The sequence below is a fragment of the Bacillus sp. FSL M8-0049 genome (genome assembly GCF_038593355.1).
Lineage (GTDB): Bacteria > Bacillota > Bacilli > Bacillales > Bacillaceae > Bacillus > Bacillus safensis.
In genome coordinates, this window is sequence record NZ_CP151986.1 from 77,313 (window position 1) to 91,031 (window position 13,719).

General features: G+C 42.6%; 15 protein-coding genes. All 15 read left to right on the top strand.

Annotation, left to right across the window (positions count from 1 at the left end; all coding sequences use genetic code 11):
- Nucleotides 1-49: 49 nt before the first annotated feature.
- Nucleotides 50-1,453 (top strand): tRNA lysidine(34) synthetase TilS, encoded by a 1,404-nt coding sequence (gene tilS / locus NSU13_RS00415; RefSeq protein WP_081123872.1) that lies wholly within the window; start codon nucleotides 50-52, stop codon nucleotides 1,451-1,453.
- 15 nt (nucleotides 1,454-1,468) lie between these two features.
- Nucleotides 1,469-2,008 carry a hypoxanthine phosphoribosyltransferase gene (gene hpt, locus NSU13_RS00420; protein WP_008357399.1) on the top strand — a complete coding sequence of 180 codons (540 nt, stop codon included), beginning with the start codon at nucleotides 1,469-1,471 and terminating at the stop codon, nucleotides 2,006-2,008.
- A gap of 95 nt (nucleotides 2,009-2,103) precedes the next feature.
- Entirely contained in the window at nucleotides 2,104-4,005 is a 1,902-nt protein-coding gene (gene ftsH, locus NSU13_RS00425) for an ATP-dependent zinc metalloprotease FtsH (protein WP_034284252.1), read from the top strand.
- 162 nt (nucleotides 4,006-4,167) lie between these two features.
- Entirely contained in the window at nucleotides 4,168-4,944 is a 777-nt protein-coding gene (locus NSU13_RS00430; RefSeq protein ID WP_024427185.1) for a type III pantothenate kinase, read from the top strand.
- A 14-nt stretch (nucleotides 4,945-4,958) separates the two neighbouring features.
- A complete protein-coding gene (gene hslO / locus NSU13_RS00435; protein WP_342489746.1) occupies nucleotides 4,959-5,834 on the top strand; it encodes an Hsp33 family molecular chaperone HslO in 876 nt (291 codons plus the stop codon).
- Nucleotides 5,835-5,880: 46 nt separating this feature from the next.
- Nucleotides 5,881-6,789, top strand: coding sequence for a peptidyl-prolyl cis-trans isomerase (locus tag NSU13_RS00440; protein WP_142946808.1), 909 nt, complete (start codon nucleotides 5,881-5,883; stop codon nucleotides 6,787-6,789).
- Nucleotides 6,790-6,866: 77 nt separating this feature from the next.
- Complete coding sequence (cysK, locus tag NSU13_RS00445) at nucleotides 6,867-7,790, top strand: cysteine synthase A (RefSeq protein ID WP_024425655.1); 924 nt, start codon at nucleotides 6,867-6,869, stop codon at nucleotides 7,788-7,790.
- A 124-nt stretch (nucleotides 7,791-7,914) separates the two neighbouring features.
- Entirely contained in the window at nucleotides 7,915-9,333 is a 1,419-nt protein-coding gene (locus NSU13_RS00450) for an anthranilate synthase component I family protein (protein ID WP_342489747.1), read from the top strand.
- 13 nt (nucleotides 9,334-9,346) lie between these two features.
- Nucleotides 9,347-9,940, top strand: a complete 594-nt coding sequence (gene pabA, locus NSU13_RS00455; RefSeq protein ID WP_024425656.1) for an aminodeoxychorismate/anthranilate synthase component II — start codon at nucleotides 9,347-9,349, stop codon at nucleotides 9,938-9,940.
- On the top strand, nucleotides 9,937-10,785 hold the full coding sequence (gene pabC / locus NSU13_RS00460) for an aminodeoxychorismate lyase (RefSeq protein ID WP_342489748.1): 849 nt from the start codon (nucleotides 9,937-9,939) through the stop codon (nucleotides 10,783-10,785). Before pabA ends, pabC begins: the two co-directional genes overlap by 4 nt.
- A gap of 9 nt (nucleotides 10,786-10,794) precedes the next feature.
- Complete coding sequence (folP, locus tag NSU13_RS00465) at nucleotides 10,795-11,652, top strand: dihydropteroate synthase (RefSeq protein ID WP_144496863.1); 858 nt, start codon at nucleotides 10,795-10,797, stop codon at nucleotides 11,650-11,652.
- A complete protein-coding gene (folB, locus tag NSU13_RS00470; protein WP_024425659.1) occupies nucleotides 11,645-12,007 on the top strand; it encodes a dihydroneopterin aldolase in 363 nt (120 codons plus the stop codon). Before folP ends, folB begins: the two co-directional genes overlap by 8 nt.
- Nucleotides 12,004-12,507: a 2-amino-4-hydroxy-6-hydroxymethyldihydropteridine diphosphokinase gene (gene folK / locus NSU13_RS00475; protein ID WP_024425660.1), complete on the top strand. Its 504-nt coding sequence runs from the start codon at nucleotides 12,004-12,006 to the stop codon at nucleotides 12,505-12,507. The genes folB and folK overlap by 4 nt, the downstream gene beginning before the upstream one ends.
- Nucleotides 12,459-12,692, top strand: coding sequence for a helix-turn-helix transcriptional regulator (locus NSU13_RS00480; protein ID WP_024425661.1), 234 nt, complete (start codon nucleotides 12,459-12,461; stop codon nucleotides 12,690-12,692). Before folK ends, NSU13_RS00480 begins: the two co-directional genes overlap by 49 nt.
- The gene (gene dusB / locus NSU13_RS00485; RefSeq protein WP_024425662.1) at nucleotides 12,685-13,686 is read left to right on the top strand and encodes a tRNA dihydrouridine synthase DusB; all 1,002 of its coding nucleotides are present in this window, start codon (nucleotides 12,685-12,687) and stop codon (nucleotides 13,684-13,686) included. Before NSU13_RS00480 ends, dusB begins: the two co-directional genes overlap by 8 nt.
- Nucleotides 13,687-13,719 lie beyond the last annotated feature (33 nt).

Sequence of the window (13,719 nt, forward strand, 5' to 3'; positions counted from 1 at the left end):
TAGGATATGTATATCTTTAAATTACCTGCTCTTTTGTGAGGAGGAAGTTGTGAGTAGAATTGAATCTTTTTTGAAAAAACATGATGTTTACCTTGAAAATACGACAGTCATTGTCGGGGTTTCCGGCGGACCGGATTCCATGCTCTTACTGCATGAACTTAACAAGCGTCGCAAAGGTTCCTATCAGCTGATTGCAGCCCATGTAGATCACATGTTCAGAGGAGAAGAGTCCTTCGCTGATTTGGCATTTGTTGAGGCTTACTGTAAGGAGCACGAGATCCCTTTTGAATCGTCCCGCATACAGGTCACCCAATATGCAAAAGAAAACCGCTTAAACAAACAGGCAGCTGCAAGGGAGTGCAGATATGCTTTCTTTCGTCAATTGATGGAGCAATACAACGCTCAATTTATAGCGCTTGCACATCATGGAGACGACCAAGTAGAAACAATGATGATGAGACTTGTGAGAGGGACTGTTGGTATTGGACTCGCGGGTATCCAAGCAAAACGTCCTTTTCAAGGCGGATGGCTGATTCGTCCGCTCATTGGATACTCTAAAGACGACGTGCTAAAAGTTTGTGAAAAAGAACATGTCCCCTATGTCATTGATCAAAGCAATCATACGGATGACTACTTGAGAAACCGGGTAAGAAGACATATTCTTCCCGTGTTAAAAGAAGAGGCACCTCATGTACATGAAAGCTTTCAGTTTGTAAGTGACATGCTGACTGAGGATGAGCAATACTTGCAGGCTTTAACAAAGGAACAAATGAACCAAGTGATAACGAGTCAATCGCCTAAGCAAATTGAGATCAAAACGAAGCCTTTGCTTGACCTGCCTTTGCCTTTACAAAGAAGAGGCATTCAACTAATATTAAACTATCTTTATGAAAACACTCAATCAGCGTTTTCAAACCAGCATATTCTAGGGACTTTAGACTGGTTATCTCATACAGATCAACCGTCTGGATCATTAGATTTGCCAAAAGGTTTACAAGCTGTCAAGTCTTATGATCACTGTATGTTTACCTTTGAACGATCGCATGTATTAGACCAGTCTTATGCTCTTCACTTAAAGGTTGAGCTCGGAGAAGAGCTTTTTCTCCCAAATGGACAGTCTATCGTCGTATCAAATCATGTTCCGAAGGATGCACGGAACGGAAACCATTTTTTCTTGCTTCAAAAAGATCATGTTCGTCTCCCTTTGATCATTCGCTCACGAAAAAATGGTGATCGAATCAAACTTAAAGGGATGAATGGATCAAAAAAGGTGAAGGATATATTTATTGATAAAAAAGTGCCTCTTGCAGAAAGAGACAGCTGGCCGATCGTCACTGACTCGGATCATCAAATCATCTGGATCCCAGGTCTGAAAAAATCCGTTTTTGAAGAAATTGATATGACAAACAGCGATCTCATTGTATTACAATATAGACAGCACGAAAATTTGTAGGGGGCAAGCAAAAGCATGAAACAAGATATTGAAAAGATTTTGATCTCAGAAGAAGAGATCCAGCAAAAAGTGAAGGAACTGGGTGCAACATTAACCAGCGATTATGATGGTAAATTTCCCCTGGCTATTGGTGTTTTGAAAGGGGCTCTTCCATTCATGGCAGACCTGATCAAACACATTGATACATATTTAGAACTTGATTTTATGGATGTATCTAGCTACGGAAAGTCTACCGTATCTTCTGGAGAAGTAAAGATCATTAAGGATCTAGATACTTCTGTTGAAGGAAGAGATATTTTGATTATGGAAGATATCATCGACAGTGGGTTAACTTTGAGCTATCTGGTAGAGCTTTTCCGATACCGTAAAGCAAATTCCATTAAAATTGTGACATTGCTTGATAAACCAAGCGGCCGCAAAGCAGACATCAAAGCAGATTATGTTGGATTTGAAGTGCCAGATGCATTTGTTGTCGGCTATGGATTGGATTTCGCTGAACGTTACCGAAACCTCCCGTATATTGGAGTGTTAAAACCATCTGTTTACGAAGGCTGATCAGCATACGTATACATGAGGTTATTGGTTGTGTTGGAATGATTTTCTATGATACTATTGAACATAGTTGTGCTTACTGTGGGAGGAGGTAAGGAATGAATCGGGTTTTTCGTAATACGATTTTTTATATACTTATTTTATTACTTGTGATAGGGGTCGTCAGTTGGTTAGGATCCCCAAATCAAAAGCCTGAGAACATGTCTTACAGCAAATTTTCGCAAAATCTAAGTGCGGGAAAAGTGGAGAGTATCTCCATTCAGCCTGTAAGAGGGGTTTATGAAATTCGTGGTCAATTAGATGGCGCGAAGAAAGATCAATACTTCATTACCCATGTTCCAGATGGTCAAGGTGTTGACCAAATTTACAGTGCACTGAAGAATACAGATGTAAAAGTAGAACCAGCACCTGAAACAAATGGATGGCTGCAAGTTCTGACAACCATCATTCCGTTTATCATCATCTTTATCCTGTTCTTCTTCTTATTGAACCAAGCTCAGGGCGGCGGAAGCCGAGTCATGAACTTTGGTAAGAGTAAGGCGAAGCTTTACACAGAAGAGAAGAAACGTGTGAAATTTAAAGATGTTGCCGGTGCAGATGAAGAGAAGCAAGAGCTTGTAGAAGTGGTTGAATTCCTGAAGGATCCACGTAAATTTGCGGAGCTTGGCGCAAGAATCCCTAAAGGGGTTTTACTAGTAGGACCTCCAGGTACAGGTAAAACATTGCTTGCGAGAGCATCTGCAGGAGAAGCAGGCGTTCCTTTCTTCAGCATCAGTGGTTCTGACTTCGTCGAGATGTTCGTCGGTGTCGGTGCATCACGTGTACGTGATTTATTCGAAAATGCGAAAAAGAATGCACCTTGCTTAATCTTTATTGATGAGATTGATGCAGTGGGTCGTCAGCGTGGAGCCGGTCTTGGCGGTGGTCATGACGAGCGTGAACAAACGCTTAACCAGCTTCTTGTTGAAATGGATGGTTTTAGTGCCAACGAAGGTATTATTATCATTGCTGCGACGAACCGTGCAGATATTCTAGACCCTGCATTGCTGCGTCCGGGACGTTTTGACCGTCAAATTACGGTTGACCGCCCAGATGTTATTGGCCGTGAAGAAGTACTGAAAGTTCATGCGAAAAACAAACCGCTTGACGAGTCAGTCAACTTAAAAGCCATTGCAAGCAGAACACCAGGGTTCTCTGGAGCAGATCTTGAGAACTTACTAAACGAAGCAGCACTTGTTGCTGCCCGTCAAAACAAAAAGAAAATCGATATGCGTGATATCGATGAAGCGACTGACCGTGTCATCGCTGGGCCGGCGAAGAAAAGCCGCGTCATTTCGAAGAAAGAACGTAATATCGTGGCTTACCATGAAGCAGGTCATACCGTCATTGGTCTTATCCTAGACGAAGCGGACATGGTGCATAAAGTAACGATCGTTCCTCGTGGTCAGGCAGGCGGATATGCGGTCATGCTTCCAAGAGAAGACCGTTATTTCCAAACGAAGCCAGAGCTTCTTGATAAAATTGTCGGCTTGCTTGGCGGTCGTGTTGCAGAGGAAATTACGTTTGGCGAAGTAAGTACAGGCGCTCACAACGACTTCCAGCGTGCAACAGGCATTGCAAGAAGAATGGTTACAGAGTTCGGTATGTCTGATAAACTTGGTCCGCTTCAATTCGGTCAATCACAAGGAGGTCAAGTATTCCTTGGCCGTGATTTCAACAATGAGCCGAATTACAGTGAAGCGATCGCTTACGAAATTGACCAAGAAGTTCAGCGTTTCATTAAGGAGAGCTACGAACGTGCGAAGCAAATTCTCACTGAGAATAAAGATAAGCTAGAAATCATCGCACAGGCCCTTCTAGAAGTTGAAACATTAGATGCTGAGCAAATTAAATCTCTTTACGAAACTGGAAAGCTTCCAGAGCGTGTATACGCAGATGACGAAGAGAAAAACGATGATGTGAAAGTAAACATCAAGAAAAAAGAAGATGAGGAGATCTAATCTCCTTCTGTGAAAGCTGCCGGGATCACCGGCAGCTTTTTTTATTTCGATTCATGAATGGATCGGTTTCGAATTGTTTACAAATGGAACTCAATTCGTGTATGGTATGATAGAAAGTCGAAAAATGCTCTTTTTGAGAAACTATTCAAAGTGGTGATGAAGTTGTTACTCGTGATAGATGTAGGAAACACAAATACCGTTTTAGGTGTTTATCATAATGGCGATCTAAACTACCATTGGCGAATTGAAACAAGCCGTCATAAAACAGAAGATGAATTTGGTATGTCCATCAGGGCTTTATTCGATTATGTGGGGCTGATGTTTGACCAAATAGAAGGGATCATCATCTCGTCTGTTGTCCCGCCTATGATGTTCGCACTTGAAAGAATGTGCGAAAAGTATTTTCACATAACACCCCAAATTGTAGGGCCTGGAATGAAGACTGGATTAAACATTATGTGTGACAATCCAAAGGAAGTCGGGGCAGATCGAATTGTCAATGCAGTAGCAGCCATTCACCTATATGGGGCGCCTCTTATTGTGGTAGACTTTGGAACAGCAACAACCTACTGTTATATCAATGAACAAAAACAATACATGGGTGGAGCGATTGCACCGGGTATTACCATTTCAACTGAGGCTTTATATACAAGAGCGGCGAAGCTGCCGAGAATTGAAATTGTCCGTCCAGATCACATTGTTGGAAAAAACACCATCAGTGCGATGCAATCCGGCATCCTTTATGGATATGTTGGCCAAGTCGAGGGAATAGTGAAACGGATGAAGCAGCAAGCCAAACAAACACCGAAAGTCATTGCAACAGGCGGTTTGTCTACATTGATTGGAAATGAATCAGACTGTATTGATATTGTCGATCCGTTCCTCACATTAAAAGGACTGCAGCTCATTTATGAACGTAATCGTGTCGGTGTATTATAGGAGGTTTAAATCAAATGGATTACTTAGTTAAAGCGTTAGCATATGACGGAAAAGTCCGCGCATATGCTGCAAACACAACAGATACAATCAACGAAGCACAAAGAAGACATCATACGTGGCCGACTGCATCAGCAGCCATCGGCAGAACGATGACAGCAACAGTCATGATGGGTGCTATGCTGAAAGGTGAGAATAAGTTAACTGTCAAAATAGAAGGCGGTGGACCAATCGGCGCCATTATTGCTGATGGAAATGCAAAAGGCAAGGTACGAGGATATGTCTCAAACCCACAAGTTCACTTTGACTTAAATGAACATGGCAAGCTGGATGTGAGACGTGCAGTCGGAACATCTGGAACGTTAAGTGTTGTCAAAGATATCGGGCTGAAGGACCACTTTACAGGACAAACGGAAATCGTCTCAGGTGAAATTGGAGATGACTTCACTTATTATCTTGTTTCCTCTGAGCAAGTGCCTTCCTCTGTAGGCGTAGGCGTCCTTGTCAATCCAGATAATTCAATCCTCGCAGCAGGCGGTTTCATTATTCAATTGCTGCCTGGTACAGAAGATGCTGTCATTGAAAGACTAGAAAAGCGCCTATCAACCATTGAACCCATCTCTAAACTCATTGAAAAAGGGATGACACCAGAAGAAATATTAGAAGAAGTACTCGGTGAAAAACCTCAAATTTTAGAAACTGTACCTGTCGAATTTTCTTGTAACTGCTCAAAAGAACGGTTTGCAAATGGCATTATCAGCCTAGGAAAAGCCGAAATTGATGATATGATTGAACAAGACGGACAAGCAGAAGCTCAATGCCATTTTTGTAACGAAACGTATGTATTTACAAAAGAAGAGCTAGAAGAGCTGCGTGAAGAATTAACCCGCTAAGCTCTAAGCAGCGGGTTTTCTTTTTAGAATGGAAAGGAGACGAAAGATGAGACTAAAAGCAAGAGTGGTATGGACATTTATCCTCGTGTTGCTCATGATTAATGCCGTTGTCATTGCATATGTATTAACAAAGTCACAAATGTCACAGGCTTCTTCTAACGGGAAGAGCGGTGAAGAAATTGCGTCGATTGGAAAAGAGAAGGTGACGCGTCAAGAATGGCTAAAGAAAATGGAAGACCGCTACGGAAAGGCGACTCTTGAACAAATGATCAATCAAAAGGTGGTCAATCAGCTTGCCAAGCAAAACAAGCTGGAGGTGTCTTCGAAAGAGATCAATCGTGAATTGCTCATGCTCAAAGCGGTGTCTAATAATTTCTACGAAGATGGACATACAAGTGAGAAGGAATGGAAAGATCAGATTCGTTATCAAATTTTATTAGAGCAGCTTTTAACGAGAGATGCCGTCGTTTCTGAAAAAGAAGCGAAATCGTTTTATGAAAAAAACAAGGACTTATATCAATATGATGATTCATACCGCATTCGCCATATCGTTGTGAAGACAAAGGGCGAGGCTGAAAATGTATTGAAAGATTTAAAAGGTGGGTCTAGCTTCGAAGCCGTGGCAGCTGAACGTTCAATCGACCGTTACACCTCACCATACGGCGGAGATCTTGGATTTGTGACAGAAGAGCAAGAAAGTATCCCAGCCCTATACATACAAGAAGCTCAAAAGCTTCAGCCAGATGAATGGACGAAAGAGCCGATTCAGACCAAAAACGGGTATGCCATTATTCAGTTAAAAGAAAAATTAAATGGCCGCTCTTTCTCCTACGAAGAAGTCAAAGATCAGATTAAAAGGCAGATCGCTATGGAAGATCTAGGTGAAAAGGCGAATGTCAAAACCCTTTGGAAAGAAGCAAAAGTCACATGGTTTTACGATGGCGAGCAGGACTAAAAGCATTGACAAAATTTTTTGAAATTGATAATTTAATATTAATACAATAAAATTACTCGGAGATAGAGGTGTTAGTGATGGCTCGTATTGCAAATTCAGTTTTTGAACTAATAGGAAATACACCAGTCGTTAAATTAAACCGTTTAGTAGATGAAGACAGTGCGGATGTCTACTTGAAACTTGAATATATGAACCCGGGCAGCAGTGTCAAAGATCGTATTGCTTTAGCGATGATCGAAGATGCTGAAGCAAAAGGTACATTAAAAGCCGGCGATACGCTTATTGAACCAACAAGCGGAAACACAGGAATCGGCCTTGCAATGGTAGCGGCTGCTAAAGGAATCAACGCGATTTTGGTTATGCCAGACACAATGAGTCAGGAGCGCCGCAACCTTTTACGCGCTTATGGTGCAGAGCTTGTCTTAACACCAGGTGCAGAAGGAATGAAAGGTGCCATCAAAAAAGCGGAAGAATTGGCAGAAGAGCATGGTTACTTCATGCCTCAGCAATTTAGCAACGAAGCCAATGCGGAGATTCACCGTCGAACAACTGGGAAAGAAATTCTTGAGCAGTTTGACGGCGAGCTTGATGCATTTATTGCAGGTGTTGGTACGGGCGGTACGATTACAGGTGCTGGTGAAGTCCTAAAAGAAGCCATCCCATCCATCCAGCTTTATGCAGTAGAGCCGACAGATTCCCCTGTATTGTCAGGCGGGAAACCGGGTCCGCATAAAATTCAAGGAATTGGAGCAGGTTTTGTTCCTTCAATCTTGAACACAGAAATATATGACGGCATCATCCAAGTGAAAAACGAAGATGCATTTGAGCTTGCAAGAAAAGCAGCGAAAGAAGAAGGAATCCTTGGCGGTATTTCTTCTGGAGCAGCTATTTACGCAGCGCTTCAAACAGCGAAGAAGCTTGGTAAAGGGAAAAAGGTTCTGGCAATCATCCCAAGTAATGGTGAGCGTTACCTCAGTACACCTCTTTATCAATTCGATTAAACCAATCACCCCAGCATTTGCTGGGGTTTTTTCATGATTTCTGAAAATGGAAAGCAAATACTATTTTCTAAATAAATTGGATTGCATTACAATAAGATTAATGAAAATGAAAAAGGATGATAACATGACACAACGCAGGCCGATGGGCATCAAAATTCCTTTTACGAAAGATGCATTTTTGAAAAGATACGAACAATTAACTGCTCGTGAAACACATCATGTGCTTCTTGAAAGTGCACGCGGCGGTTCATATAGCATCGCTGGTATTCACCCGATCGCTAAAGCGAAGGGGAAAGATGGGATGACGACCATCCATTATCAAGATGAGGTGCTGTTCAAAGAAGGTGATCCATTCAGAGCGTTTACGGATTGGTTTCAAACCCTTCAAACCGAAACGAACGGCGAATACCCCGACTTTCAAGGCGGAGCGATTGGGTTTTTAAGCTACGATTATGCTAGATACATCGAGCATTTTAAGATGCTGGCAATTGACGACCTTAAAACACCAGACCTTTATTTCCTCGTATTTAACGATGTTGCAGTCTTTGATCATGAAGAAAACGCGCTGTGGCTGATCACGCACATAGAGGAAGCGGAATCAGGGAGTGAAGCGAACCAAAGGCTTGAAGAATGGAAGCAAAAATGGACAAGCCCTTCAGAAGAATCAGCACAATCACCTGTCAATGAATCTTCCACAGAATTTGTACCAGCAGCACCTTTCACTGAAGAAACCTTTGGGGAAGCAGTAGAGAAAATTAAGCAATATATCGCAAACGGTGATGTGTTCCAAGTGAACTTATCCATCAGACAAGATGAACAGCTTCACACTCACCCGTATAATTTATACAAAACGTTACGTCAAGTAAATCCATCTCCTTATATGTCTTACCTGCATACGCCTGACTTCCAGATTGTTTGTGGATCTCCAGAGCTGCTTATTAAGAAAAAAGGAACTCAGCTAGAAACAAGACCAATTGCCGGAACAAGATCACGAGGCAAAGACGACGCTGAGGATCAAGCGCTGGCAAAAGAGCTCATTGAAAATGAAAAAGAACGCGCAGAGCATGTGATGCTCGTTGATCTTGAGCGGAATGATCTTGGACGCGTATCCACTTATGGATCCGTAAAAGTGAACGAATTTATGGCGATTGAGAAATATTCGCACGTGATGCATATTGTATCCAATGTACAAGGAGAGCTGCGTGATGAATGTGACGCGGTAGATGTCATGAGAGCTGTATTCCCAGGTGGAACGATTACAGGTGCTCCAAAAGTGAGGACGATGGAAATCATAGAAGAACTTGAGCCAACAAGACGTGGGCTTTATACTGGATCTATAGGCTGGTTTGGATTCAATCAAGATATGCACTTTAATATCGTCATTCGTACTGCGTATTGTACAGAAGGAAAAGTCTTTATGCAGTCAGGTGCGGGGATCGTCATAGATTCTGTCCCTAAACACGAATATAAAGAATCGATTAAAAAAGCCTATGCAGTGAAAAAAGCATTACAGCTGAGCAAAGAAGAGACTATTTTGAGTTAGAGGTGAGCAGAGTATGATTTTAATGATTGATAATTATGATTCATTTACGTACAACCTGGTCCAGTATTTAGGTGAGCTTGGAGAAGAATTGATCGTGAAACGGAATGATCAAGTAACCATTCAAGAAATTGAAGAGCTCAAGCCGGATTTTCTCATGATTTCTCCAGGACCATGCAGTCCTGATGAAGCGGGAATTAGTATGGAGGCGATCAAGCACTTTGCAGGAAGCATTCCAATCTTCGGTGTGTGTCTAGGTCACCAATCCATCGCGCAAGTCTTTGGCGGGGATGTCGTTCGAGCAGAGCGCTTAATGCACGGTAAAACGTCAGAGATTAAACATGATGGAAAAGGTGTTTTTACAGGACTTCAAAATCCGCTCGTCGCAACGAGATATCATTCATTAATTGTCAAAAACGAGACGCTGCCAGAGTGCTTTGACGCAACAGCCAGCACAAAGGAAGGCGAGCTCATGGCGATTCGTCATAAAGAACTGCCGATTGAAAGTGTGCAATTCCATCCTGAATCGATTATGACGTCCTTCGGAAAAGAAATGCTGAAAAATTTCATTGAAACCTATCGTAAAAAGGGGCATGAAGTAAACGCATGATCATTTATCTGAACGGTCAGTATATAGAGGAGAAAGACGCGACTCTTTCTCCTTTTGATCATGGTTTTCTATATGGCATCGGTGTATTCGAAACATTTAGCAGCCTGGCAGGGCAAGTCTTCCTGTTAGATTGGCATCTTGAAAGGCTCAATCAATCATTACGTGACCTTTGCATCGAATCCACAATAGAGAAACCATTTGTACTCGACATCATTCATACTTTACTAAATAAAAACCAAATAGCCGGCGGCCATGCGAGAATTCGCTTGAATGTTTCTGCGGGCAGAGGCAATGGGTTTTCTGCAGACCCTTATGAAGAGCCTGTCGTTTTTGTCATGATCTCTCCATTCCGTCCAGAATCTATTTTGGATGAGAAAAAGGGAGTCATTCTTCAAACGAGAAGAAATACACCAGAAGGGCCAAAACGCCTCAAGTCTCATCACTATATGAACAACCTGCTCGCGAAAAGAGAAGTGGGGAACGACCCGGCGTTAGAAGGCATCTTTTTAACAAAAGAAGATGATGTGGCAGAAGGCATTACCTCGAATGTATTTTGGCGAAAAGATGATGTGGTCTATACACCGTCACTTGATACAGGCATTTTAAATGGGGTCACTCGTCGATACTGTATGGAAACGCTCCACGCGATGGGGGTCTCGCTAAAGGAAGGACGATACCCAGTCTCACATTTGCTCTCAGCTGATGAGGCATGGATGACCAATTCTGTTCAGGGAGTTGTACCTTTCGGGTGTATAGGAGACATCCACTTGCTCAAAAACAGCCGGACCATCTCAACAAAGTTAAGAATGCAATACACAAAAGAACGTCAAGACCATAAAGAGTAGGTGGACACAATGACACAACAATTGATAAAACAGCCTAAAATCATACAGGCCAAGCATCACACCCTTAGTTATGAAGAAAAGACATTGGTCATGGGCATTTTAAATGTCACGCCTGACTCTTTTTCAGATGGAGGAAAGTTTAATCAAGTAGATAAAGCACTGGCTCATGCAGCGCAGCTGATAGAAGACGGGGCGCATATTATTGATATTGGCGGAGAATCGACTCGCCCGGGAGCGGCACTTGTCTCAGAACAAGAGGAGCTTTCAAGGGTCATTCCTGTCATTGAGAAAATCACAAAAGAATTAGATGTACCTATCTCTATTGATACGTATAAAGCCCGTGTTGCAGATGAAGCAGTGAAAGCTGGAGCCTCTATCATTAATGATGTATGGGGAGCGAAGGCAGATCCCCAAATGGCACATGTGGCGGCGAAGCACAATGTCCCAATCATTTTAATGCACAATCGACCAGAACGAAACTACACACATCTGATTTCAGATATGATCGCCGATTTGAAAGAAAGTGTCCAAATTGCCCAGCAAGCGGGTGTCCGTGATGACATGATCATATTAGATCCAGGTGTAGGATTTGCGAAAAATAAAGAGGACAACCTGAAGGTCATGAATGAACTCGAACATTTTTGTCACCTTGGGTATCCACTGCTGCTGGCTACATCTCGAAAACGATTCATTGGTGCTGTCTTAGACCTGCCGCCTGAAGAACGTACTGAAGGAACAGGTGCGACGGTCTGCCTTGGGATTCAAAAGGGCAGTGCGATGGTCCGTGTACATGATGTAAAAGAAATAGCAAGAATGGCAAAAATGATGGATGCCATGCTGAATAAGGGAGGCGCTTATCATCGATAAAGTATATGTAAACGGAATGGAATTTTACGGGTACCACGGTGTATTTGCAGAAGAAAATAAACTGGGGCAGCGATTCCGCGTGGACTTAACAGCTTCACTTGATTTAAGTAAAGCCGGACAAACTGATGACCTCAATGAGACCATCAACTATGCAGAGCTTTACCAAATCTGCAAAAGCATTGTAGAAGGCGAGCCGGTCAATCTTGTTGAAACACTGACAGAAAGAATTGCAAACCAAGTGTTAAAGGACTTTCCGACAGTTCAGGAATGTACAGTGAAGGTGATCAAACCAGATCCCCCAATTCCAGGACATTATCAGTCCGTTGCAATTGAAATGACGAGATCGCGCACATGAACAATACAGCATACATCGCATTAGGCTCAAACATAGGTAAAAAAGAAACCTATTTAAAAGAAGCCGTCAAAAAACTGCATGAACATCCAGAGGTTCAAGTGGAATTAATCTCATCGATATATGAAACAGCACCTGTAGGCTATGAAAACCAAGATGACTTTTTAAACATGGCCGTGAAAATTACCACTTCACTTCGTCCGGAGGAACTACTGTCTCTTACTCAGAAAATCGAGCAGGAGTTAGGCAGAACAAGAGAAGTGAGATGGGGACCGCGAACGGCTGACCTTGACATTTTACTTTATAATCGTGAAAATATTGAAACAGAACAACTTGTAGTGCCGCATCCCAGAATGTACGAACGTTTATTCGTTCTTGTCCCGATGAGTGAGATTTGCCCAGAAATCGGCGAAGTACAAATAAATGCCGTAACAGACCAAGAAGGTGTAAGCATATGGAAAAAGACATGTGGGGTAGAAGAATTCGTGCATACCGAAAGCTAAAAGGGTATACTCAGGAAGGGTTCGCGAAAAGACTAGGCATCTCTGTCTCTGTCTTAGGAGAAATTGAGCGAGGCAATCGATTACCAACAAACCAATTGGTTGGTCAAATAGCAGATGCTTTAAATATAACGGTGGAAGAACTATCGCCAATTCTTGAAGAAGAAAGGAGGGGGAAAAATGTTTAAAATCGGAGATATCGAGATTAAAAACAAAGTAGTGCTCGCACCAATGGCTGGTGTGTGCAACTCTGCCTTCAGACTGACGGTGAAAGAGTTTGGAGCGGGCTTAGTCTGCGCTGAAATGGTCAGTGACAAAGCGATCCTGATCAACAACGCGAGAACAATGGGTATGCTATACATTGATGAACGGGAAAAGCCTTTGAGCCTTCAGATATTTGGAGGGGAAAAAGACACACTCGTCGAAGCGGCAAAGTTCGTAGACCAGAATACCACAGCTGATATTATTGATATCAACATGGGCTGTCCTGTACCAAAGATTACGAAATGTGATGCAGGAGCGAAATGGCTCCTTGATCCAAACAAGATTTATGAAATGGTCTCTGCTGTCGTAGAAGCTGTAGACAAACCAGTTACAGTGAAAATGAGAATGGGCTGGGACGAAGACCATATCTTTGCTATCGACAATGCCCGTGCTGTTGAACGAGCTGGTGGACAAGCGGTTGCGCTTCACGGACGGACACGCGTGCAAATGTACGAAGGAACAGCGAATTGGGATATTATAAAAGAGGTTAAACAATCTGTATCAATTCCTGTCATCGGCAATGGCGATGTCAAAACCCCTCAAGATGCAAAACGTATGCTTGATGAAACAGGTGTGGACGCTGTTATGATCGGAAGAGCCGCACTTGGAAACCCGTGGATGATTTATCGAACGGTTCATTATTTAGAAACGGGTGAACTGAAAGAAGAGCCAAACGTGCGTGAGAAAATGTCAGTGTGCAAACTTCACTTAGACAGACTCATTGACCTGAAAGGCGAGCATGTCGCTGTTAGAGAAATGAGAAAGCATGCAGCATGGTACTTAAAAGGGGTCCGCGGCAACGCTGACGTAAGAAACCAAATCAATCAAAGTGAAACGAGAGCGGAGCTTGTACAAGTTCTTGATGACTTTACGATCGAAGCCGAGGCAAAAGAGCTTCAAAGTATAAAAGTAGGATAAGACTATCTTTCTTTTTGTAGCTCACTGCTAGTG